Raw genomic sequence first — 22,383 nt, 5'->3', positions numbered from 1 at the left:
TCCCAGTTTAATAGATTTCATCATAATTTTACAATATATAGAAAATCTCAACTAGGTAGGTTTATCCTTATTCACACATGACTAAAGTAACAAATTTACAAATTAAAGAAATTAACAGGATTTCTGACTTATGCCAAAAGTTCTCTATCAATCGATATTTTGTCATATTATATAAAAATACCTGTAATCCAAACAGGATTTTCGCTCTTTTTCGGGAAAATAATACAGAAGAGATAGAATTTCTACAGGGAGAAGGCGCAAATATGTCGATAACTAAATTCGTGATGCCGGAAGTGATTTTTGGAAAAGGTTCGATTGAACAAGCTGGCGAGGCATGCTTGCGGCTAGGCGCCAAAAAGGCCTTGATAGTCAGCGACTCAGGCGTGGCCAATGCCGGCTGGTTAGAAATAGTCAGTGAATCCTGCAAAGATGCAGGCCTTGCTTTTGCTACCTTCATTGAAATGACTACCAATCCGAAGGACAGGGAGATTGAAGCCGGCTGTTTGGCATTTAAAGAACAAGAATGTGATGCCATCATCGGTTTGGGTGGAGGCAGTGCTTTGGATGTCGCCAAAGGGGTCGCCCTTTTAGTAACGAATGGCGGCATCATCAGTGATTATGAAGGTGTTGATAAAGTCCACTCTCCCCTCCCGCCCATGGTGATGATCATGACCACTGCAGGATCGGGTTCGGAAGTATCACAGTTTTCGGTGATCGTCGATTCATTCCGCGAGAAAAAAATGACGATCATTTCAAAATCACTCGTCCCCGATATTGCAATAGTCGACCCTGGTACCTTAACCACCTTGGGACCGGATTTGACCGCAGCCACGGGAATGGATGTTTTAACTCACGCAATTGAATCCTATGTTTCAATCGCTGCGACACCATTGACAGATGTACAAGCTAAAAACGCGCTTTCCATCGTTGCCCGCCACTTACGCCCCTCTGTTGCATCCAGGCATAATGAGGAAGCAAAAAAAGCGATGGCCATGGCGAGCCTGCAGGCTGGTCTGGCTTTTTCCAATGCCATTTTGGGAGCTGCCCATGCCATTTCACATGCCATAGGCGGCAAGTACCTCCTTCCGCATGGAGAAATCAATGCGATACTTCTTCCCCATGTCATGGACTTCAATCGAATTGCCTCACCAAGGCGATTCAGCGAGATTGCAAACATAATGGGCATCGATACACGGGCATTGACCGAGCAGCAAGCAGGAATGGCAGCCATTAGCTTCGTAAGGGAATTATCACAGGATATAGGGGCTCCCAAAAGTTTAAGTGATGTCGGCATTACGAAAGAAATGATAGATCCCATTGGGATGACCGCTCTTGAGGATGCCTGCATGATCACGAATCCTCGTGATATGTCATTAGAACAGATTAATCAGCTGCTTCTTACAGCCCTTTAAGAGGTGAAACGCATGAACAAACTTGAATTGATAGATTTAATGACAGGTGTGAAATCTGCAAAGAAAACGTATTACACGGAACTTAAGAAAACCGTGGATCAGCTGAAAAAGAAGAATATGCAGCTTGAAATCATGAATGACATCACAAAAAATATGGATATGGACATCGACATCCAAGAGATTCTCCGAAATGTTATTGCAAAACTTAAGCATCTCATTACCTTCGATGACAGTCATTTTGTCATATTGTATGAGGAAGAACCTGCCCTGCTTCACATCTGCCCTAATGGTCACTGCGAACTTGAAATGGATACCAAAAACTTGTTACACCCTTTTCAGGATTTCTCGTCAGCCTTGAAGGATAAACAGCCGATTCAAGTGGAAGTTAAACGGTTACCGGACTTCCGGGAAAAAGAACGTCTATTATCCCTTGAGATCGAATCACTTCTATTAGTCCCTTTATACGGAAAAAGTAAAAAAATCGGAATCTGGACTTTCGGCAGGAAGAAAAAGAAAACATGGCTTGAAGATGAACTCGAATTTCTTGAACAACTATCCAACCAGCTTGCGTTAACTTTGGAGAATGCCCAGCTTTATAAGGAAGTTCTTCATTCCAAACAGGAATGGGAGGATACATTCAAGGCAGTTGAAGACATGATCATCGTCTTTGATCACAAAGGAACCGTCTATCGATCCAATGATTCAGCAAGGGACTTTTCCGACCTGCTTGCTTTAATTGAAAAATCCCAATCTCTGATTCAAGATACCTTTTCATTTAATAAGCCAGGGTTTCAGGAAATTCTCCTTCAACATGATGCCATCTTGGAAATGCACGCTTACCCGATTCAGAATAATGAGCAACAAGTATATGGGGTCATTGCTTATTATAAAAATGTCACCGAAAGAAGACAGATGGAAGTCCAGCTATTACATGCCGGAAAACTTGGGGCGATTGGTGAAATGGCAGCAGGGATTGCCCATGAATTGAATAGCCCATTAACGGCCATTCTTGGTAACTCGCAAATTTTATTGCGGAAAACCCCTCAGGACAATCTCGATTATATGCTATTGGACGATATCAAGATTTGCGGGGACCGATGCAGGCAAATAGTGAAAAGCCTGCTTACCTTTTCAAGGCAGGATGAGTATAGATTCCAGTATTACTCTATTAACGAAGCCATTCACCAGGTCCTGAACCTTTTGAAGTTCCAACTTGGGAAGCAGCAGATATCCCTCCATCTTACCCTTCAGGAAGACCTTCCTTACATAAAGGGCAGCCAGCCGCAGATCGAACAAATCATCATCAACTTGCTATTGAATGCAAAGGACGCATTGGATGAGTCCGAACAAACGAAAAAATCGATTGCGATCACTACCTATTCAGAAAACGAGTTCTTGGTGGTTCAGGTGACTGATAACGGAACAGGGATTGAAAAAGAACGCCTGCCCTTCATATTCCATCCCTTTCATACGACTAAAGACCGTGAAAAAGGTACCGGTTTGGGGCTGTCTGTAAGCCTTGGCATCGCCAAAGACCATGGTGGGAAGATCGACGTTTTGAGCACACCAGGACAAGGAAGCACTTTTTTCCTGAGGCTACCCTTACAAGCAGAAGAGGAAAGGGGATGATAATGTGGTTCATTTACTTGTGGTAGACGACGAGAAAGAGGTTGGAACTTTTCTATCCCGCCTATTTACGATGAAAGGTTATATCGTACAAGTTGTGAATAGCGGGAAGGATTTTCATGAAATCGATTGGAATCAGCAGCGTTTCGATGTCGCAATGATAGACCTGAAGCTTCCGGATTGTGATGGACTTTCCCTCCTGCAGCATCTAAAACAGCTGCAGCCGCGTTGCAAGGTACTGATCATGACCGGATACAGCACCGTCAAGACCGCTGTTGATGCAATGAAACTTGGCGCGAGTGATTATATGGAAAAACCCTTTGTGGATATTGAAGTGCTGGAAAGGCAGATTGACAACCTTTTGAATGAAAATGAAGATTTGAATCAGCATTTCATCCATAAACTGGCCGAGGATTCAGGACTCATTGTCGGCGAAAGTCCTTTAATGAAAAATTTGATTGAAATGGCTTTCAAGGTGGCTCAAAAAACCGTCAATGTATTAATTGAGGGAGAAACCGGAAGCGGTAAAGAAGTGCTTTCACGCTTCATTCACATTGCCAGCCCCCGAAACCATGAACCTTTTATCGGCATCAATTGTGGAGCAATCTCCGAGTCCCTGCTCGAAAGCGAATTATTCGGTCATGAAAAGGGTGCGTTCACGGGAGCGACCCAGCTGCGAAAGGGTTTTTTCGAAATTGCCGGGAACGGGACGCTTTTTCTTGATGAAATTGCGGATGCGAGTCCCGCCATCCAAGTCAAATTGCTTCGAGTTTTGGAAACGCGGGAATTCATGAGGGTTGGCAGCAGCGGGACATTACGGACGAACGCCCGGTTAGTGGCGGCCTCCAATGAAAATTTGCAGCAGGCAGTGGACAAAAATAAATTCCGGGAAGACCTATTTTACCGACTGAACGTCGTGACTCTCAATATCCCGCCTTTAAGGAACCGAAAAGAGGATATTCCCTTGCTTGTCCGTCACTTGATTGAGAGGAATGGTCATGGAGATATCTCTTTTTCCAATGAAGCCATTGAAAAATTACAGCGATACAATTGGCCAGGTAACATACGCGAACTATCTAATGTGGTCATGCGCACATTAACTCTCGCAGACCATAAGTCGGTAATATCAGCCAATGATATCTCTCTCACTAACAGCCAGATCGCCCCTGCCAAAAACGTGTCCACTAGTGGGATTCAATCAACTGAAAACCTTCTTGAAGAATGGCGAAAAAGACTGGTGGCTGACTTTAATGAGAAGGATGAACTGATGCTTGAAGAAATTCTTACGGAAATCAAACAGCTTCAATCCACAATTGGAAAGGAGCTCGTCATGCAGGCACTGCAAAAAACCTACGGTAACCGGAATGAAGCAGCCAAACGCTTGCAGATATCCATAAGGAAATTACGTTATATATTAAATGAGAAGAACCAGACATAAAAAGGAGGATGCCCCGTTCCGGGGGCATCCTCTTCTGTTCCTATTCTAACGTCAATACGATGCGTCCGTTGATTTCTCCCTTTTCCATCATTGAAAACACATCATTTATTTCATCAAGTTTCCTCGTCTCTATATTCGTTCTGACTTTACCCTCAGCCGCAAATTGAACAGCTTCCTGTAAATCTTTTCTCGTGCCGACGATTGACCCTTTTACAGTTACCCCATTTAGCACTGTATCAAAAATCGGGATTGGAAGTTCATCATTCGGCAATCCGACTACGACAAGTGTCCCGCCCCTCTTGACTGAACTGTAAGCCTGTTCGAAAGCTTTTTTCGTAACCGCTACAGAAATGGATGCCTGCACACCGCCAACTTTATCCTTTATAGCCTGTACAGGATCGGTCTTCAGTCCATTAATCGTGTAATCCGCCCCAAGTTCCGTTGCAAGATCAAGCTTATCATCTTGAATATCGACAGCAATGACATTAAAGCCCATCGCTTTCGCATATTGCAGGGCAACATGTCCCAATCCGCCAATTCCATAAACCGCTACCCAATCACCAGGCTTTGCTTCTGATACCTTAAGCGCTTTATAGGTCGTTACACCTGCACAGAAAATTGGTGAAACCTCCGCAAAGTCAAGCCCTTCAGGAACCTTCACCACATATTTGGCGGGTGCTTTACAATATTCAGCATACCCACCGTCCACGGAATAGCCTGCATTCAATTGATCCAAGCAAAGCGTTTCCCTTCCGGTCAGACAGTATTCACAATCGCCACAAGCCGAATAAAGCCATGGGATCCCAACACGGTCACCTACTTTCAAGGAAGTTACGCCTTCTGCCACCTTTTCTATAATGCCCACACCCTCATGTCCGGGGATAAGCGGAAGCTTGGGTTTTACCGGCCAATCACCATGTACCGCATGCAAGTCGGTATGACACACGCCACATGCTTTAATTTTCACTAATATCTCACCATATTCCAACTCTGGGATGGGAACTTCTTTAATCTCAAGTTTTTGGTTAAATTCATTGACGACCGCCGCTTTCATTGTCTTGACCTGTTGTTTCTTATTTACAGTGCTTGCCCCTTGTTTTACATTCATGATCCATTTTCCTCCCTTAATCCAGTGGATATTATTTCTTACTACTACTTACAAGATGCAAGTGCCATGCCACTGCAAAAAGGCCAAGAAGACAACAATCACAAAAAAAAGTGCCGAAAAATCGGCCCATTTGGACGAATTAACGGCTCAAGTTGGACGAAATCCGGTTTGTATATTGCAGAAAAAATGGCTCACCCTATAAATAGGAGGTGTCTAAAACATGGACCAATTTGAAAAAGCCTATGAATCATATAAACAGCAGGGAACACCGCAAGCAAACCAACCTGATTCAGCAGGAAAAGAAGAAATCATCGCTGTAAGGAAAAATGAAGAGGACAATATTATCGCCATCAAGACGAACTCCGGCCGCGAACTCGACTACCCCACAGCCCTTTCGGAAGCAAAGGCGGGCAACCTTGCCAATGTTGACGTCTTTCATAAATATGGACGTGACATATTGCGGAGTGAGCCCGATGGGATAAAAGAAAATAACCTGGATCAACTGCCGGAGTTTTGAATTTTCGGGGAGACTGCCTGATATGGGCAGTTTTTTTCTGTCTGGATGAGCTAAAAAAGAACCAGCATGATTAGCCGGATCTTATTTTTCGTAAGGATAGGATTCAGAGATTTCGAGCAGTCGGCCGCAGGACTCGACAACCTCGATGATTTCCATCCATGACATGTCCAGACCCAGTTCATTAGCATGGGAAATCTTATCCCGTAATTTCCGGATGGCGTTCGCATCCTTCTTCCCTTTACTTTTCGACGGGATTTGGAAGAAGCACCTCAATTCTTTATCTTTATGTATAATATCGAATTTATCACTGATTTGCAGGCACTCTATTATATTGATATCCTCATTTTTATCGATTCTCCTTCTATATAATTCGGTTGCCTTTTCTAAACGGTCTTCGCTGATCATTGGATACCAGCTGCCATCGCCGAATCTATCCAGGATGATATCACTCATCCTCATTTCCAATAAGGTAATATATCCGAATATCAGCATCCTGATCGGAGGCTTTTGAAGGTCGGCATGGGTAATCAGCATTTTAATTGAATTATTCTCCAATACGAACACCCTTGTTTTATTCTTAAAAATATGGAGAAGCTGGATCAAAGGGGTTGAATCCGAAACCATTTCCCTTGGTGAAAAGTTTTTCAAATATTCAGAAATAGTTCCTTCACCTAGTTCTTGTCTTTCGATATAACCGATGATTTCCCCTTGATCTTGGACTGCCAATATATCAAAATTCTTTTTTTCCAATGCTTTCTGAATATCCAGTGCCAGATCATTTTTATGGCAAAACTCAAGCTCCTGGGCAATGCTCTTAACCGTTATATTTTCTTCATAAAGAGTTTTAAGACTAAGATAGCTACTATTGCTTTTTCTTTCGCTTCCATTTAACATCTTTCAACCTCCGCTCAGGAACACTTTCTGCCCTTTTTCCGCTTTAATCATAGAAATGCATGCGGCCCCCACAAATAAAGTCCACTGCAGTGGACTCAATCCCAATCATGTGGATCTAATTTTTTGGCAACCATTAATCAAATGCCATCAACTGCATTGCCTACTGCCGTTTCCTCATTCCCCTTTTCTTCCCAACCCTTACAAACATCCACCCAATCCTTCGCACCTGAATATTCAAACAATTCAGCGAGTGTAAGTTCTATTGCAGAGTTCGCACTGCCGCAAGCCGGGAACAATGACTCGAAGCGCTTCATCGATACATCAAGAAAAACAGCTAAATCGTTTGCCAGACCAAACGGGCAAACTCCTCCGATTGCATGGCCTGTCTGTGCAAGCACTTCTTCAGGCGCAAGCATTCGTGCCTTGAAGCCGAATGTCTGACGAAATTTCTTATTATCCACTTTGGCGTCCCCTGCGGCAACCACCAAAATCGCGTGTTCACCTTCCCCTTTAAAGGAAAGAGTCTTAGCAATCCTCGCTGGTATAACACCGATGGTTTCCGCTGCCTCAATCACCGTAGCACTCGATGTTTCGAACTCCTTTACGTCGCCTTCCCGATTCCATTGTTTAAAATGGCTTTTGACACTCTCGATCGACATATTATATTCACTCCTTTGACATACATATTGAAATAATATCATCCTTCATTGCAATAAATCAAAATCCCATTGCACTACTTACTCCTGCTTGGAAACTTATAAATTAAAACCATTCTTTACAAATTGACGAAACAAGCTTACATGAGATACTATTAAACATTGGGTAAACGCCTACACGTGGTTCGTAACCATCCCACGATAAAAAACTAGGGAGAGAGTAAAATGAATGTTCGTACACTCGTGATAAACGGGTTATTGGCTGCCTTGTATGTTGCGGTCTCATTGGTGTTTAAACCAATAGCTTTTGAGATGTTCCAATTCCGTGTACCGGAAATGCTGAATCATCTGATTGTATTCAATAAAAAGTATATCTACGGTATCGTTGGCGGAGTCTTCATATCGAATCTGCTCTTTTCACCGATGGTGCCATATGATTTGATTTTTGGAGTGGGGCAATCCCTGCTCGCCTTATTGCTTGTCATTTATGTTTCTCGTTTCATAAAAGGCATTAAAGGACGGATGATCGCCACGATTATCTTTTTCACGTTCACAATGTTTTTAATTGCAATTGAACTGAACCTTGCCTTTGGCTTGCCATTCTGGCTAAGCTGGATGACCACGGCTGTCGGTGAGTTCGTTGTCCTCCTGATTGGAGCGCCAATCATTTATGGAATGAACAAAAGAATTCAGTTTGAAAAGTGGCTTTAAAAGGAATCTTCGAACCGTTAAGCCACTATAATGGAAAAGAGCTGTCTGCATGATGCGGCAGCTCTTTTTTTTCACCAATGAACTCGAAAATGATAAACTAATAGTAAGAATGGTGGTGGCCCTTTGAAAAAAGTCCTGACCATAATCGGTCTACTTGTAATTGCAATATTTATATACTCTAATGCAGAGCTGTTCACTTTGGTTTGGAAAAGTGACCTGGATTCTGTTATTAGCATATTGAAGGAAAACCTTTTGCTTACATTTATTGTGACATTCGTATTGATGTTTGTACAAAATTCTTTTACAATCATCCCCTTAATTTTGCTCCTGACTATCAATGTCACGATATTCGGATTCATATATGGCTATCTATGGAGTTGGTTTACAAGTGTTGTTGCCTCAGGATTCATTTTTTATGCAGCAAGAAACTGGTTTCAGGAGCTTCTCTTAAAGAAGATTGGCGAAAAGTGGCAAGAAACCGTTGTGGAGCATGGCTTCATGTACGTTTTTACAGGCAGGATTTTCCCGCTTATCCCAACAAGCTTAATTAACTTGGCAGCTGGAGTCAGCACTGTCACGTACAAGGATTTTTTATTAGCGACGGCCCTTGGCAACCTTATATACTTTTTCTTCCTATCGCTGATTCCCTATGGACTGCTATCTGTTGAAATGAACCAATATACGCTAGCTGCACTCGCACTCCTCTTCTTACTATTTTTCATTATCTATAAGCGTGCAAAAAAGAAAAAGAAACTTACCTTCTTCAGAAAAAACAGGTGACCACATTGGCCCTGTTTTTTTATTTAGGATTCTGCATATATTTTTTTCCGATAGTTTGTTAAAATGTGTATGTAATTTTACCTTTGTAATGTCTTAAAATCAGGGAGAATCTCCATGTCCAAACGCTCCATCTTAGCAATATATATCCTATCCGGGATTCTTACATTAGTCGTGTTCGACTACTTTTTAATTACAAATATCCAAAACAAACAGGTCTTTATTCAACTTCAAAGAGTGGAAGGCTTTGTTTTCCTTTTATCGATAGGCTTGGTCTTATATCTTTATTTAGCTAAAAGGGAAGAATTCAAACGATTAAAAGAAGCGGAACAACGTCGGCGTACACTCATCAATTCAATGGTGGATTTCGTTAACTTCAAGGATGGTGATGGCCGATGGCTTGAATCCAATACCTTCGGGCTGCAATTATTTCAATTGGAGCATGTAGATTATAAGGGAAAAAGAGACAGTGAGCTCGCAGAATACTCGGAATTTTATAAAGAGTCGTTGATCTACTGTGAAGTTTCCGATGAAGAAACGTGGGTAAAAGGGGAAATCACACGGTGTGAGGAAATCATCCCTCTTCCCGATGGAAATCACAAGACCTTTGATACAATCAAGGTTCCCTTGTTCAATGAGGATGGTTCACGAAAAGGCTTAGTCGTCATTGGCAGGGATATTTCTGAAAGGGTTGTCGCGGAGAATCAATTATTCGAAAGTGAACAACGCTATAAATCATTGTTTGAACACAACCCATATCCGATGCTGATGCTTGATTTAAATGGAATGATCACAACCGTGAATCCTAGATTTGAAACGGTAACAGGCTTTCAACAGGAAGAAATACATGGAGCCTCATTCATTAATTTGAACTTCTCCGCAGAAGACGCGGAATTGATCCGTACATCTTGCCAATATGTCATGGAAAATCATAAGGGGATCAAAAAAGGGAAAGATATAGAATTTCTGACGAAGTACGGGACGCCCATCTTACTTTCTTGTACGTTTGTCCCGATGATGGTTGGCGAGGATTTAGTCGGAATCATTACTTATGCTAAAGAAGTCACTCAAATCCGGGAAACCGAAGCACGCTTAAGAAGAACCGAAAAATTATCGATAGTCGGCGAACTTGCCGCAAGTGTGGCCCACGAGGTACGAAACCCGCTGACTTCTTTAAAAGGTTTCGTCCAGCTGCTTAAAAAGAGCGACCATCCCTATGAACATTACTACACAATCATGTTAAGTGAGTTGGACCGGATCAATCTTATTGTAAGCGAGTTACTCGTTCTGGCAAAACCACAGGAACTTCCATTCAGCAAACATCAAATCATCGACCTGATGAATGATGTCAAAACCTTGTTGAAACCGGAGGCGGACTCGTACCCCACCCAAATATCAATATCTGTTAAAAACGAAATACCGCTTCTATTATGTGAGGGAAACCAACTAAAACAAGTTTTCATAAACATGCTCAAAAATTCAATGGAGGCATCCGCCGATCATATTTGGATTGATTTCGAACGCATGGACCATAACCTTTCCATCACCATCAAAGATAATGGAAGCGGAATTGAAAAAAACCGGATAAAGCATCTTGGTGAACCTTTCTATTCTTCTAAAGAAAAAGGAACCGGATTAGGACTGACAGTCAGTTGTCGAATCATCGAGGCGCATCGGGGAAAGGTCCGCTTTAACAGCGAACTAAACCACGGAACCGAGGTCCAAATCATTTTGCCCATAAAATTTTGAATCCGAGGACAAGCCTAAACCTTGTCCTTTTTTGCAGGATTCAGTACGATCCTATTTAAACAGGGAGGTGAAGAAATCCTTTATATTCCCAAAGAATGACACAGTCTCGACAGGCTGTTTCACATTAACCTGGCCTTCTGTTTCATTGGATGTATCACTCACTTTCTTGCCAGCCGTACTCATTTGTGTTGCCTCAACTTCAGCTTCTTTTGTTTTGACATCATCCACGGTTTCTTCCTCATCCATCTCCACCTCCATATCCTTTTCAAAAACAAGGACATAAGTCCGGCGCTCCCCATCCTTTGATACGGTAACGGAAATGGCCGTCTTCGCTTTATCCTTGATCTTCACTTGTTTACTGCTCTCACCGTCATATTCAATCGTTGTTCCGCTGGCATTTGTCGCTGCATCCATTTCGACTGAAGAAATATCATTATCGACCTCGATATGATAGGTATGCTCATTAGATTCAAAAGATTTGTTCCATACTCCGGTTGATACAGTCAGATTGTTCAACACTGGTGCATTATTGCCTTCCTTGCCTAAAGAATCTGCTGACGCTACCTTCTCTATAGAATCCGTTTTCAGTTTTTGGGTTGAACTACTTTCAAGTTGCTGTGCTTTCGGTACTTGGCTGGCACCACTGCTTGGTTTTAGATTATCCGAGGATTCCACTGATGTTAATGATGATTTACTCTCCTTATCCGAGGATTCCACTAATGTTAATGATGATTTACTCCCCTTATCCGAGGATTCTGCTGATGTTAAAGAAGATTTATTCCCCTTTTCGGATGAAGGTTGAGCTTTACTTGTTTCTGTTGAAGGCTCCTTTTGAACTTCACTCTCTTTAGGAGCATCTTTCGATTCGGTTTCTGTCGCCCGTGTAATCGTAAGCGTATATGTTTTTTCATCTCCATTTTCTGCTGTAACGATAATCTTCACCGTTGTCTTACCGATTGGAAGGGTAACCTTTACACCTGCACCGGTTGCATCCTTTCCATTCACCTTTACAATTGCGGTACTGTCACTCAATGTCGGAGTTACTGTAATGGACTGGACTTCATTTTCAACTGAAGCATTATAAGCTGTCACTTTAGAATCGAATGTAAATGAGCCTTTTGATAATCCAATCGATGTTAAAAGGTTATCATCACTTTCAAGTTTTTCGACATTGAGGGTATAGGCAAACGTTTCATTTTCCCCATCGCTGACGGTGATTTCAAACGTATTCATACCAGTTTGAAGCGGTAAGTCCTTCACCTTCCCCTCTGTCATTTTTAGACCATTCACGTATATGGCTGCATTCTCGTTAGAACTTGCTGCAAGCAATGTGATTTTTTCCACATCATTCCCCACTGCCGAACTATAATCGTGTACATCTTCTGAAAATTTTTGATCCAGTGCTATCCCTTCTATTTCTAGCTTTGAAAGACTATTTACCGTTTTTGCCTCTTCCTGAATGACAGAAGTGCCTTCCGCTGCCCTTGCCTCGGGCATATAGATGGATGTTCCCATCCCCACAAGGGAACCAACCAAGATCACCTTCACACTTTTTTCTTTTAATCCCTTCTTTAGCAATGCCTTTCCCTCCTATAATTCCTGCAAACATGATAGGGCCAGGTTACCAAAGGAACCTTAATTATTTCTTAATGGATTTTTTTGAGGATACCTTTGATGGCTTTGGTGCAAAGCGGAATCGCCAACCAATACTATGGTTATAATGGAGGGAGGCAGGTCATCTTACCTTATTGTTATCACTTTTCTAGCGAACCTCTTAAACTGCCTTTAGATAACTAATTTATTTTCACTGTTTTTTCACATTTTCCTTTTATAATAAGCTTACATAATCTGATGAAAGGATGATGGCACACAAAGATGAAAAAATATTTTTGGCTGATAGTCAGTCTGTTCGTTTTGCTTTTAAACCCGGCAATGGCTTTTGGTCATGCTACAATAATAAGCTCTAACCCTAGCCCGAATGAAGCGATGGATACTCTTCCTGAAAAAATCAGCATTCAATTCAGTGAGAATATACAACCAGCTTTCCATTCGCTTGAGGTATTCAGCCAAGATGGGGACAAAATTCAAATCCAAGACAGTGCAATCTCGGAACAAAGTGAAAAAGTACTGGAAGCTAAATGGAAGGGCACTATCGATGAAGGGATTTACTACATTAAATGGAGAGTGGTTTCGAGTGATGGCCATCCCATTGAAGGAACAATACCCTTTCAATTCGGGGACTCAGCTGGTCTTTCAGACCAAGAAAATTCCGAAGTGAATGCAAGCTTTCCGAATTCCTTCAATGTAATCCTGCAAAGTCTTCAATACATATGCTTCGCTGCCCTAACCGGAATCCTTTTTTTTAGATTATCTTTAATGCAGGATTCTAGACTTTTTGAAGCTAGCAGAAGAACTCGTCTATTCCTTTGGCTTTCATATGCAGGTTTAGCATTTTCCATCTTCTGCAGTCTGCCTTTAAAAGTAACGATTGATGCTGGCGTATGCTGGACTGATGCATTTAAAGTTAGTTATATAAAAGAAGTATTGAATGGGACAAACTTTGGATCGGTCTGGATCATTGAAATTCTAATATTGCTGCTTCTATTTTTAGTGATTTATTTCATGCTCGAGAACTCCCTGAAAAAATCACTACCTTACCTTTCTTTCATCATAATTGCCTGTTTGATGATTTGTAAGGCTTTAACTGGACATACAGCAGCCGTTCCTAATCAGGTACTGGCCGTTTTGATGGATTTCCTTCATTTATTGTCCATGGCTTTATGGCTCGGCGGCCTTATGGCCTTATTGGTGATTTTGCCTGGGCTTGCCGATCGGCAGGCAGTTCAAGAAGATAAGAAAACGTTTTACTGGTCAATCATTTCAAGGTTTTCCAAATGGGCATTTCTGTTTGTAATCATACTGATTGTCAGCGGGATATATAGCAGTTTACAGCATGTACCGACTATCCATTCATTGTTTAACACAACATATGGCCAATTGTTACTAGCGAAAGTCGGTCTCATGTTAGTCATGATCGTTCTAGGAGGCTTTCATTTTCTCCGAGGGAAAAAGCAAACGAAAAAACTTGGTTATAGTGTGGGAATGGAGTTTGGTTTAGGGGTCGTCATACTTCTCGTTGCAGCTTTATTGACAAATATCCAAACTGCCATGTCTTCTCCCGGTCCCATTGAAAAGACCTTACTGACTGAAGAAAATAATGAGGTTACATTAATGGTGACCCCCAATGAAGTTGGAGATAACCTGATTCAAGTAAACCTTTCCAATGAAGGTAAGCCAATTGCTGATATAGAGCAGCTTACAATCACAATGCAGCCATTAGATACGCCAAATGGTGAAATGAAGCTGCAGATGAAGGAGAAAAACAAAGGTACATTTACATCAAAGTCTATATTAACCATGCCAGGAAAGTGGAGTATCCATGTTCACGGATTAACTGAAAGCCTGGATTCAATCAATGCTGATTTTATAATTTTTATAGGAAATTCATAACAGGAGGGATTAATACTAATGAAAAACATTTCAAAGCTTCTTATTTTTACATTTGCCGCATTTTTCATTTTTTCCGGTTCAGCATATGCTCACGTTACAGTCAAGCCTAGTTCATCTGCACCTGAGGCGTGGGAAACTTATACACTCAAAGTACCAGTAGAAAAAGAAACTGCCACGACAAAGGTGACTTTAAAAGTTCCTGAAGGGGTTACCTTTGAAAGCTATCAGCCTGTACCGGGGTGGAAAGTAACGACAGAGAGTGACAAAGATGGGCATGTAAAATCGGTAACTTGGGCAGCAACTGATGAAGGAATAGCAGCTGGACAATTCCAGCAATTCTCTTTCGTAGCACAAAATCCTAAAGAAGAAACGAAAGTTGCCTGGGATGCATTTCAGTATTACGAAGATGGTGAAATTGTTGAATGGAGCGGTGATGAAGGCTCAGACCTACCGCATTCTGTAACGGAGATTACAGTTGCGCCCAAGGCTGATGCAGAACCTGCGGACCATGGCCACAAAGATGAAGCAGACACTAATGATTCCACGGCAACTGACAATTCAAAGGATTCAGCAACAACAGAAGGTGATGGCAATCAAACACTGATCATCACTCTCGCTGTCATTTCACTAATTCTGTCCATTGTAGCGCTTTTTGCAGCTCTAAGGAAAACTAAAAAATAATCATTATGGAAGGTGCCCCAAAAATTCTTGAGGCACCTTTTTTCTCTTCTATTATTCCATGACCACCGATTTACTCGGTAACTTAATATTTTCTGATTCTATGGTAATCTTAATCGATTTATCAGCTCTTTGGTCCGCTATCGTTAAGTTAAGCAATCCATTTCCCTGTGCTTTTTTGCTTATTCCCAGATCTTCCGTACTCTTCACCAGCTGTGCATATAATTCCGCTTCAGTTAAATTGCGTTCAAATTCCTTTTCGGCAATCACTTTCAAGAGGGCTGCTGCACCGCTTACATGAGGCGTAGCCATTGACGTTCCGCTCAACCTGGCATATTTATTCCCTGGATACGTAGAAAGAATATCGACCCCTGGCGCCACCAAGTCAATTTCATCATTCGTATTTGAAAAATCCGCTAAATTTCTGCTTAAATCCACAGCTCCGACTTCCACTACCTCGGGATATGCTCCTGGATAATCCAATTCATCCGTTTCATGACGCCCATCACCGCTATTTCCGGCTGCACAAACAACAAGGATATCGTTCTGAAGGGCCTTTTGAATGAGTTTGTGTTCAGTCTCATCCGGAGGTCCGCCAAGTGAAAGAGAAATAACCGAAACCTTTTCTTCATTAGGTCCCCGCCAATTGATTGCATACTCTAGAGCCCCATTAATCCAATCTATATCGCCTTGCCCTTGACCATTTAGGGCCTTTAACGCTAATATGCTCGCTTTCGGAGCCACTCCCACTACGCCAGCATTATTAATGGCAGCCACAACCGTACCGCTGACATGTGTCCCATGTCCGTTATCATCTTGATAATCCCCAGTATTGGTAAAATCCTTCCCGCCAATGATTCTTTCCTTGAGGTCTGGATGTCCCTTGTCAATGCCTGTGTCGATGACGGCAACTACCACGCCCTCACCATAATTGCTTTTTTCCCAAATCGCCGGTGCTTTCACAAGCTCGACACCCTCAGGAATCTTCTCTTTCACCGCTTCCATTACTTCAAGAACTTTGTAAGGTATTAATCTTTTTTCTCTTGTCATTTGATTACCCCTTCCTTCGTTCAATAAGTTAAACTGCCATCAGTGGGGGATTTTCATCCCGTCTGGTTGCCGTCTACCGTTGAAAGAGATGAGATCAAAAAACTCTTCTCTCTTATATATACCAGATTTATGAAAATAAAAAAGAAGTTTTTGGAAAATTCCGTCTAAATGACTACTTTTTATTTCTTTTTGTGTTATTATCTGGTACTCTAATTATAGAACAAACGTTCGTTAAATGCCATATTTTTTTTATTCATTACTCAATTTTTTCCCAAATAAAAAAGAAGCGACCCCAAATCGAGTCAGCTTCCATGAGATGTTAAGCCGCGCCGCAGCATTTTTTGTATTTTTTCCCGCTTCCGCACGGGCAAGGTTCGTTTCTGCCAATGACCGGTTCTGTATGAACATGCGGCATTTTAGCCGCCTTTGCACTTTCCATGATGATTTGCGTGCCTTTTTCCTTCATTTGCTGATACCGCTGTTTAAATAAATCCATAACATCTTTACTGTATTTTAACGTATCTTCCGCAATATCCATCGCCTTTTGCTTGGAAATATTATAATCCTCCAGGACAAATTGATTATCACCGAAAGAAACCCTCACTCCAAAATGCTGTCCTGCCTGTTTATTGCCTTTAAGCTCCTCAACGAATTCAAGGTATACTTCCCGGCAATCACAAGTCTGGTGCATGCAATAATAATCATATATCCAATACGTTTTATCTTCATACTTACTCTTTAAAGCAATTCCATCCTCCACGCCAAAAACATCCAAATATTTTATCGCTTTTCCATCAAGTATCTCAAATGGATCAATCGTTCTCATCTATAGACACATCCTAATTCATCAAAATTTATTCTTCCTATGTATTGTACAACCTAATTCATCAATCGTCACTTGAAACGAAGCCTGACGGATCCAAATCCCTTTCAGCAAAATCAGTTTTAAGGAAGCCTTATTGACGGCAAAAAAAAAGCTGCATCAGTGTCTATACACTGATGCAGCTGCCCCTCAATCCTTCATCCGATCCATGTGGTCAATTCATCAAACGGTGTTTTCTTAGCAGGTTTCGGCTCCATGTCAGGATAACCCAAGTATATGAAAGCCAATACCTCTCCTTTAGAGGATAAATTGAAAAATTCACGGACCTTTTCATGATAAGTTATTTTCCCCGTTCTCCATACTGCTCCCAGACCTAGGGAATGTGCTGCAAGAAGCATGTTTTGAATGGCACTGTTCACTGCCGCATATTCTTCTGCCACAAGGACATTATTCTTATCGCTAGGCTCTATGCCCACTGCGATGATGACTGGAGCCCTTAATGGATTCTTTTTTTGCCGTTCGAGCTTGCTGATTAAACTTTCAGGGGTATCATCAGCATTTTCAATTCTTGTAATTTCTTCGAACACCTGGCCAAGTTTATTTCTTCCTTCTCCTGTCAATACAAAAAAGCGCCAAGGCTCCGTTCGATGATGATTGGGTGCATACGTTCCAGCTTCAATGATTTGCTCGATCATTTCCTTAGGTACCGGATCTTGCTTAACGATTCCAATGCTTCTTCTCGTTTTTATAGCCTCGATAGTTTCCATGTTATCTCCCCTTATCCCTTTATCTCTAATAGTTTCTGTTTCAGTTCATTTTCCATTGAAGCCAATTCCTGTTCGGCTTGCCGGCGTTTATGCCTTCCTTCTTCTTGAATCCTCATGGTTTCCTCAAGCGTGGAAATCAAGTTAGCTTGAGTTCTCTTTAATGTTTCAATATCGACAAGTCCGCGCTCATTTTCTTTAGCCGTTTCAATGGTATTCGTTTTCAGCATCTCAGAGTTCTTCAATAACAAGTCATTCGTAGTCTTGGAAACCTGTTTTTGTGCTTCTACAGCATGCCTTTGCCTGATTAGGGTCAATGCAATCGCAACCTGATTTTTCCAAAGCGGAATCGCCGTCATGATCGAAGATTGGATTTTCTCGACTAGCGCCTGATTCGTGTTTTGGATCAGCCTGATTTGCGGTGCGCTTTGAATCGTGATTTCGCGACTCAATTTCAAATCATGAAGCCTTTTATCCAACCGTTCAGCAAATTGCAGCATATCATTGACTTCTTGAAACTTCATTTGATCATTGCTTGATTCAGCGGACTTCCTTAGCTCCGGAATCGTTTTCCCATGGATTTCTTCGAGTTTGATTTCCCCGGCTGCAATATAGACATTCAATGCCTGGAAGTAATCCTTATTCGTTTCATATAGCTTTTCAAGGATTACGATATCCGATAGCAGGATATTCTTGCTCCGATCGAGTTTCACACTGATACGATCAATTTGGGCCCCTGTTTTTTGATACTTGGATAGCACCTCCTGTACAGATCCCGAGAGCTTCCCGAACATACGTGCAAAGAATGAGGGCTTATCCGGTTTTAGCTCATCCGGGCTAAGCTCGTTTAACTTTTTCATTAAATCACTGATAATGTTGCCCACTTCACCCACATCTTTTTTCTGGACATGCTCAAGCATGGAATTAGAAAAGGTCAGGAGCTTTGATTGGGCGGGTGTACCATAGGAAATCATCGCCTGGTGATTCGTTGGGTCGATTTGTTCGGCAAGCTGATAAGCCTTTGCCCTGTTCTCCTCAGGAATGACATCAATCAGTTTAACCGGTTTCGCTTCCTGTGAAGATGCTTTCTCCAGCTCCTGAACCCCTTCAAATGGATTGGCTAAAAGGTCATCGATCAAACTGGCATTGTTCGTTTTATTCAACAGGTTTGGATCATTGTTATTCATTTTAACCTCCTGCTTTCATCAATTACTTGTGACTCTTTTCTCGTTTTAATGGATTGCTTAGCAACATCCAATTCGAAGTTAAGGTGATCGATATCATCGGCAATCACTTTATATAAATCCTTTTCTATCGTATTAGTGAGTTCCTTTAAAGTTTTACGAGTCTCTGTTAAGGAGAGTTCGAGTTCCCTATTCTTTTTTGGCTGCTGTGCTAAAAAAACATACTTCTCCGCAAGCTCCATGGCGGAATCCAAATGCGAGTAATAAAATTGTTCCGCCTTATAAAACCGCTTCGGTTCTTTTTTCGTCAGACTATATATTTTCCTGATCATTTTAATCATATCCTTCCTCTGTTTGAAAGAAGAGATATGCCTGACCGAGATTAGTGCTTTTTGCACCCGCCAAATCTTCGGTTTTGCTTCAGTTAAATTTTTCTTTATATATTGATATTCTTTTCTCGTCAATTCATGTTTCTTGAGGTATCTTGATGAAAAATATACGGAACTTAGCCAGTATGCAAGCACCCCTCCTGCTAAAGATATGGCAACGGACAGGGCAAACGGTTGATTCAATACAAAATAGCTAATTATCCAAACCGGCAAAACCATTGGAAATGCGATCAATATCGGAAAAAAATCAGCAAGAAATCGATTCATAATCATTACACTCCTGACTTACACTCTTTTCTATATATACGGATTATCCTTGGAATTGGTTTCAAGATGGATTAAAAGAATTTCTCCTATCCTAAACGATATAGGAACCGGATGGTTTCTGCAAATTTATTGAAATTTTTTCTGTAAATTAACTCTTCTCCCCGCTTTTATGGGCTAATGCCTAGTCACTTCACCGGAACTTACATAAGTTATAACGTATCCATCCTGATTAAAAAAGGAGAGTTGACCATGAATTCATACGGATTTTACCCTTTTCCACAACAAAATGGAAATTACCAGTACTTTGAGCCTAATTATAACCCATATTTCCAACAGCCTGAACGATTTGATTACATGCCACAGCAAGATTGGAACCTTCAGCAGGTACAAGAAAATCCATATAGCCAGGTGCCCGACCAATTCGATGTTGAAAGACAGCCTCAACAACTTGAAAGAAGAGTCCGGGAACTTGAGCGTCAAAACGAGCGCCAATCGAGGGAACTCACTCGGCTGAACCAAGAAATTACAAGGATAAATCGAGAAGTGAACCGTGTAAACCAAGAAATAACCAGACTGAGTCAAAATGATCAACGTCAAACGAATAGGCTGAATCGACTAAATCAAAGACTTCGTGCCGTTGAACGAAACCTTAACATCCCCTTCACCGCAACAGATGATGGTTTTTAAAGAAATAGCAGGAGCTCCTTATGGGCTCCCGCTTTTTTATTTTCTCCATGCTTTTATTGAAGGCCTGGCAGTCATTTCATGAGATTTAATCAAACGATTGATTAGATCTTTAAAGCTACACTTAACCCTTGTCCGCGTTACTTAAAATGATTACTGAAGCGCTGAATAAAAAGAAAATGCTAGTTAGCCACATTCCCGTGGAATTCAACAGAAGTTTCCATAATGCTGCAAAAAACAAAAAAGAACGGGAGTATACTTGCACCCTCGTTCTTTCTCGTTTACAGAATTATCCGTTTCAACTTTTCGTTTCTTGATTCCTGTTCCTCCTGGGTAGACAAGTCATACTTCTTCAATAGATGAAAAAGTTCATTCAATGTTTCCTGCGAATTACTTTTTTCAAGATATCGATCTAATGTTTGACTCAATTCGGATGGTAAAAATGCCTTTTGACTCTTAAATTTCATCCTGACATCTTGCTGCGAATGATTAAGATTGCATGCACTCATTTAAAATTCACCTCTTAATTGATTCTACCATTGTATGATGGACATTACCTTGTCAATTCTTCATCCTGCTTATAGTAGTCCTCTACCTTGATGAACTCCGGCGAGGTATGTGTGGCCATGATGCCATGATAACTGATATCCAACCCAAGTTCTTCTTCTTCTTCAGTGGATCTTATAGGCAGCCAAACATTTATAACTTTAAAAACGAGCCATGTCACTGAAAAGCCCCAAATGCATAACACTGCTAATCCTAATGTTTGAACTCCGAGCAAATGCCATCCCCCACCGGCAAACAATCCATTTTCAGTGGAGAAAAGCCCTACCGCTATCGTACCCCACATCCCTGATGCCGCATGTACGGGAAAGGCACCAACCGGATCATCGATTTTTCGGGCTTCCAGCCAATTTGTCGCAGCTAACATCAACATTCCCGATACCGCTCCAATCAACAATGCCGCCAGATCACTTACGAATGCACAGCCAGCCGTAATCCCGACAAGACCTGCAAGTGAGCCATTGATGACAGAAGGTGCATCCGAGCGTCCATATCTAAAAAGTGTATAAAGCAAGGTCGCCGCTCCCCCTGATGCAGCTGAGAGCATCGTGACAATGGCAATATGGCCAATGCGTCCATCAGTAGCTTGCAAGGTGCTTCCAGCATTAAACCCAAACCAGCCAAACCATAAAAGAAATGCCCCAACAGATGCAAGTGGGAGATTGCTCGGCAGTGAAATGGAGCTAGGCCCCCGTAAAGTGAATTTTCCTGCTCTCGGTCCAATTACAATGGCAGCCGCAAGTGCAGAAAAACCGCCTAATGCATGAATGACCGCAGACCCTGCGAAGTCCTGCATGCCCAACCTGCTTAACCAGCCACCGCCCCATACCCAGTGACCGGCAATCGGATAGATAAATGCCGTCATCATTACGACAAAAATAAGATACGCCCGAAAATTGATCCTTTCTGCAACGGCTCCCGAAACGATGGAAATGACGGCGATGACGAATGCCCCTTGAAATAACCAAAATGCGTCGATGGAAATCGTAAGGTCTATATGCGACAAATCTCCTTTCAGCAGAAAGCCGCTTGCTCCAATAATTCCAAATACATCCGCTCCATACATTAAGCCAAAACCAACGACGAAATAGCAAAGCGTTCCAATCGTAATATCGGCAAAAACCTTCATGATGATGTTCACATTATTCTTCGTTCGGACGAACCCTGCCTCCAATAAAGCAAACCCGCCCTCCATCAATAGAATCATGGCTGCTGTCAGAACCACCCAAATCGTATCCAAGCCAGCGTTTAACGTTTCTAGTGTCATCTTGGCGTTCCCTCCGCTTTCTGCCAGGCCATTATTTCGTTAATGATGTCAGATGGTAAATTCATTTCCCGTTTTTCCGGTTCTGCTTCAAGTAGACCGATCATCTCATTTAAAAAAGCGACCTTCTGTTTTATTTTCTCGATTTGTTTATACCTATCTTTAACATTCACCAAATGCTCAACGGCCTGGTGATGACTTGGAGCACGCCCTGTAAAAAAACGTTTAAATGGTGATAGGGATTGATACCAAGCTTCCTCAGCTCTTCGTTTTTGCTCATATTTATGAATTTTACCTTTGATCGATTCCATTTCCGAC

General features: G+C 41.8%; 21 protein-coding genes, 1 pseudogene and 1 riboswitch. Of the genes and pseudogenes, 10 read left to right on the top strand and 12 right to left on the bottom strand.

Annotated features, from left to right (window positions below):
- Positions 1 to 263: 263 nt before the first annotated feature.
- From MPH60_RS21605 to MPH60_RS21595, 3 genes are read left to right on the top strand one after another with little or no spacing between them, the layout of a single operon-like run.
- Positions 264 to 1,412 carry an iron-containing alcohol dehydrogenase gene (locus tag MPH60_RS21605; protein ID WP_241590109.1) on the top strand — a complete coding sequence of 383 codons (1,149 nt, stop codon included), beginning with the start codon at positions 264 to 266 and terminating at the stop codon, positions 1,410 to 1,412.
- A 12-nt stretch (positions 1,413 to 1,424) separates the two neighbouring features.
- A complete protein-coding gene (locus MPH60_RS21600) occupies positions 1,425 to 3,041 on the top strand; it encodes a GAF domain-containing sensor histidine kinase (protein WP_241590110.1) in 1,617 nt (538 codons plus the stop codon).
- Between the two features lie 4 nt (positions 3,042 to 3,045).
- Complete coding sequence (locus MPH60_RS21595) at positions 3,046 to 4,476, top strand: sigma-54-dependent transcriptional regulator (protein ID WP_241590111.1); 1,431 nt, start codon at positions 3,046 to 3,048, stop codon at positions 4,474 to 4,476.
- A 40-nt stretch (positions 4,477 to 4,516) separates the two neighbouring features.
- On the opposite strand, the gene adhP is transcribed toward MPH60_RS21595, so the two are convergent.
- Positions 4,517 to 5,530 (bottom strand): alcohol dehydrogenase AdhP, encoded by a 1,014-nt coding sequence (gene adhP / locus MPH60_RS21590; protein WP_076372823.1) that lies wholly within the window; start codon positions 5,528 to 5,530, stop codon positions 4,517 to 4,519.
- Positions 5,531 to 5,804: 274 nt separating this feature from the next.
- On the opposite strand from adhP, the gene MPH60_RS21585 reads away from it, so the two are divergent.
- Entirely contained in the window at positions 5,805 to 6,101 is a 297-nt protein-coding gene (locus MPH60_RS21585) for a DUF3892 domain-containing protein (protein WP_214745573.1), read from the top strand.
- An 81-nt stretch (positions 6,102 to 6,182) separates the two neighbouring features.
- On the opposite strand, the gene MPH60_RS21580 is transcribed toward MPH60_RS21585, so the two are convergent.
- Both MPH60_RS21580 and MPH60_RS21575 read right to left on the bottom strand, forming a co-directional pair.
- The gene (locus tag MPH60_RS21580; RefSeq protein ID WP_241590112.1) at positions 6,183 to 6,995 is read right to left on the bottom strand and encodes a hypothetical protein; all 813 of its coding nucleotides are present in this window, start codon (positions 6,993 to 6,995) and stop codon (positions 6,183 to 6,185) included.
- A 137-nt stretch (positions 6,996 to 7,132) separates the two neighbouring features.
- Entirely contained in the window at positions 7,133 to 7,654 is a 522-nt protein-coding gene (locus tag MPH60_RS21575) for a YbaK/EbsC family protein (RefSeq protein WP_241590113.1), read from the bottom strand.
- Between the two features lie 171 nt (positions 7,655 to 7,825).
- Positions 7,826 to 7,870, top strand: a riboswitch (PreQ1 riboswitch).
- A gap of 6 nt (positions 7,871 to 7,876) precedes the next feature.
- Between MPH60_RS21575 and MPH60_RS21570 the strand changes: the two genes are divergently transcribed.
- The 3 genes from MPH60_RS21570 (at position 7,877) to MPH60_RS21560 (ending at position 10,888) form a co-directional block, all read left to right on the top strand.
- Positions 7,877 to 8,362, top strand: coding sequence for a QueT transporter family protein (locus MPH60_RS21570; protein ID WP_048686195.1), 486 nt, complete (start codon positions 7,877 to 7,879; stop codon positions 8,360 to 8,362).
- A gap of 123 nt (positions 8,363 to 8,485) precedes the next feature.
- Positions 8,486 to 9,142: a TVP38/TMEM64 family protein gene (locus MPH60_RS21565; protein ID WP_241590114.1), complete on the top strand. Its 657-nt coding sequence runs from the start codon at positions 8,486 to 8,488 to the stop codon at positions 9,140 to 9,142.
- A gap of 114 nt (positions 9,143 to 9,256) precedes the next feature.
- Positions 9,257 to 10,888: a PAS domain-containing sensor histidine kinase gene (locus tag MPH60_RS21560; RefSeq protein WP_241590115.1), complete on the top strand. Its 1,632-nt coding sequence runs from the start codon at positions 9,257 to 9,259 to the stop codon at positions 10,886 to 10,888.
- A 51-nt stretch (positions 10,889 to 10,939) separates the two neighbouring features.
- On the opposite strand, the gene MPH60_RS21555 is transcribed toward MPH60_RS21560, so the two are convergent.
- Positions 10,940 to 12,466: a cadherin-like beta sandwich domain-containing protein gene (locus tag MPH60_RS21555; RefSeq protein WP_241590116.1), complete on the bottom strand. Its 1,527-nt coding sequence runs from the start codon at positions 12,464 to 12,466 to the stop codon at positions 10,940 to 10,942.
- A 297-nt stretch (positions 12,467 to 12,763) separates the two neighbouring features.
- Here MPH60_RS21555 and MPH60_RS21550 point away from each other — a divergent pair, with 297 nt between their 5' ends.
- Positions 12,764 to 14,398 carry a copper resistance CopC/CopD family protein gene (locus tag MPH60_RS21550; protein ID WP_241590117.1) on the top strand — a complete coding sequence of 545 codons (1,635 nt, stop codon included), beginning with the start codon at positions 12,764 to 12,766 and terminating at the stop codon, positions 14,396 to 14,398.
- Between the two features lie 18 nt (positions 14,399 to 14,416).
- Positions 14,417 to 15,079 (top strand): YcnI family copper-binding membrane protein, encoded by a 663-nt coding sequence (locus MPH60_RS21545; RefSeq protein WP_241590118.1) that lies wholly within the window; start codon positions 14,417 to 14,419, stop codon positions 15,077 to 15,079.
- A gap of 51 nt (positions 15,080 to 15,130) precedes the next feature.
- On the opposite strand, the gene MPH60_RS21540 is transcribed toward MPH60_RS21545, so the two are convergent.
- The 5 genes and pseudogenes from MPH60_RS21540 to MPH60_RS21520 form a co-directional block, all read right to left on the bottom strand.
- Positions 15,131 to 16,126, bottom strand: a complete 996-nt coding sequence (locus MPH60_RS21540; protein ID WP_241590119.1) for a S8 family peptidase — start codon at positions 16,124 to 16,126, stop codon at positions 15,131 to 15,133.
- 319 nt (positions 16,127 to 16,445) lie between these two features.
- Positions 16,446 to 16,523 (bottom strand): annotated as a pseudogene (locus tag MPH60_RS28005) (SEC-C metal-binding domain-containing protein); the annotation flags it as partial.
- Between the two features lie 623 nt (positions 16,524 to 17,146).
- Positions 17,147 to 17,716 carry a nitroreductase family protein gene (locus MPH60_RS21530; RefSeq protein WP_241590121.1) on the bottom strand — a complete coding sequence of 190 codons (570 nt, stop codon included), beginning with the start codon at positions 17,714 to 17,716 and terminating at the stop codon, positions 17,147 to 17,149.
- 11 nt (positions 17,717 to 17,727) lie between these two features.
- On the bottom strand, positions 17,728 to 18,900 hold the full coding sequence (locus MPH60_RS21525; RefSeq protein WP_241590122.1) for a toxic anion resistance protein: 1,173 nt from the start codon (positions 18,898 to 18,900) through the stop codon (positions 17,728 to 17,730).
- A complete protein-coding gene (locus MPH60_RS21520; RefSeq protein ID WP_241590123.1) occupies positions 18,897 to 19,553 on the bottom strand; it encodes a 5-bromo-4-chloroindolyl phosphate hydrolysis family protein in 657 nt (218 codons plus the stop codon). Before MPH60_RS21520 ends, MPH60_RS21525 begins: the two co-directional genes overlap by 4 nt.
- Positions 19,554 to 19,802: 249 nt before the next feature.
- Between MPH60_RS21520 and MPH60_RS21515 the strand changes: the two genes are divergently transcribed.
- Complete coding sequence (locus MPH60_RS21515; RefSeq protein ID WP_241590124.1) at positions 19,803 to 20,240, top strand: hypothetical protein; 438 nt, start codon at positions 19,803 to 19,805, stop codon at positions 20,238 to 20,240.
- A 278-nt stretch (positions 20,241 to 20,518) separates the two neighbouring features.
- Here MPH60_RS21515 and MPH60_RS21510 read toward each other — a convergent pair whose 3' ends face one another.
- From MPH60_RS21510 to MPH60_RS21500, 3 genes are read right to left on the bottom strand one after another with little or no spacing between them, the layout of a single operon-like run.
- A complete protein-coding gene (locus tag MPH60_RS21510; RefSeq protein ID WP_241590125.1) occupies positions 20,519 to 20,746 on the bottom strand; it encodes a group-specific protein in 228 nt (75 codons plus the stop codon).
- A 44-nt stretch (positions 20,747 to 20,790) separates the two neighbouring features.
- Positions 20,791 to 22,068, bottom strand: a complete 1,278-nt coding sequence (locus tag MPH60_RS21505; RefSeq protein ID WP_241590126.1) for an ammonium transporter — start codon at positions 22,066 to 22,068, stop codon at positions 20,791 to 20,793.
- Complete coding sequence (locus tag MPH60_RS21500) at positions 22,065 to 22,376, bottom strand: hypothetical protein (protein ID WP_241590127.1); 312 nt, start codon at positions 22,374 to 22,376, stop codon at positions 22,065 to 22,067. The genes MPH60_RS21505 and MPH60_RS21500 overlap by 4 nt, the downstream gene beginning before the upstream one ends.
- Between the last annotated feature and the right edge of the window lie 7 nt (positions 22,377 to 22,383).

The sequence above is a fragment of the Peribacillus sp. Aquil_B1 genome (genome assembly GCF_022603275.1).
Lineage (GTDB): Bacteria > Bacillota > Bacilli > Bacillales > DSM-1321 > Peribacillus.
This window is presented reverse-complemented; position numbering and strand designations above follow the sequence as displayed.

Excerpts from the sequence above, each read along its gene's own strand:
- MPH60_RS21580 (WP_241590112.1), bottom strand. The coding sequence starts at position 6,995 with ATGTTAAATGGAAGCGAAAGAAAAAGCAATAGTAGCTATCTTAGTCTT.
- MPH60_RS21545 (WP_241590118.1), top strand. The coding sequence starts at position 14,417 with ATGAAAAACATTTCAAAGCTTCTTATTTTTACATTTGCCGCATTTTTC.
- MPH60_RS21570 (WP_048686195.1), top strand. The coding sequence starts at position 7,877 with ATGAATGTTCGTACACTCGTGATAAACGGGTTATTGGCTGCCTTGTAT.
- MPH60_RS21600 (WP_241590110.1), top strand. The coding sequence starts at position 1,425 with ATGAACAAACTTGAATTGATAGATTTAATGACAGGTGTGAAATCTGCA.
- MPH60_RS21510 (WP_241590125.1), bottom strand. The coding sequence starts at position 20,746 with ATGAGTGCATGCAATCTTAATCATTCGCAGCAAGATGTCAGGATGAAA.
- MPH60_RS21540 (WP_241590119.1), bottom strand. The coding sequence starts at position 16,126 with ATGACAAGAGAAAAAAGATTAATACCTTACAAAGTTCTTGAAGTAATG.
- MPH60_RS21520 (WP_241590123.1), bottom strand. The coding sequence starts at position 19,553 with ATGAATCGATTTCTTGCTGATTTTTTTCCGATATTGATCGCATTTCCA.
- MPH60_RS21560 (WP_241590115.1), top strand. The coding sequence starts at position 9,257 with ATGTCCAAACGCTCCATCTTAGCAATATATATCCTATCCGGGATTCTT.
- MPH60_RS21515 (WP_241590124.1), top strand. The coding sequence starts at position 19,803 with ATGAATTCATACGGATTTTACCCTTTTCCACAACAAAATGGAAATTAC.
- adhP (WP_076372823.1), bottom strand. The coding sequence starts at position 5,530 with ATGAAAGCGGCGGTCGTCAATGAATTTAACCAAAAACTTGAGATTAAA.
- MPH60_RS21550 (WP_241590117.1), top strand. The coding sequence starts at position 12,764 with ATGAAAAAATATTTTTGGCTGATAGTCAGTCTGTTCGTTTTGCTTTTA.
- MPH60_RS21500 (WP_241590127.1), bottom strand. The coding sequence starts at position 22,376 with ATGGAATCGATCAAAGGTAAAATTCATAAATATGAGCAAAAACGAAGA.
- MPH60_RS21525 (WP_241590122.1), bottom strand. The coding sequence starts at position 18,900 with ATGAATAACAATGATCCAAACCTGTTGAATAAAACGAACAATGCCAGT.
- MPH60_RS21530 (WP_241590121.1), bottom strand. The coding sequence starts at position 17,716 with ATGGAAACTATCGAGGCTATAAAAACGAGAAGAAGCATTGGAATCGTT.
- MPH60_RS21575 (WP_241590113.1), bottom strand. The coding sequence starts at position 7,654 with ATGTCGATCGAGAGTGTCAAAAGCCATTTTAAACAATGGAATCGGGAA.
- MPH60_RS21505 (WP_241590126.1), bottom strand. The coding sequence starts at position 22,068 with ATGACACTAGAAACGTTAAACGCTGGCTTGGATACGATTTGGGTGGTT.
- MPH60_RS21605 (WP_241590109.1), top strand. The coding sequence starts at position 264 with ATGTCGATAACTAAATTCGTGATGCCGGAAGTGATTTTTGGAAAAGGT.
- MPH60_RS21585 (WP_214745573.1), top strand. The coding sequence starts at position 5,805 with ATGGACCAATTTGAAAAAGCCTATGAATCATATAAACAGCAGGGAACA.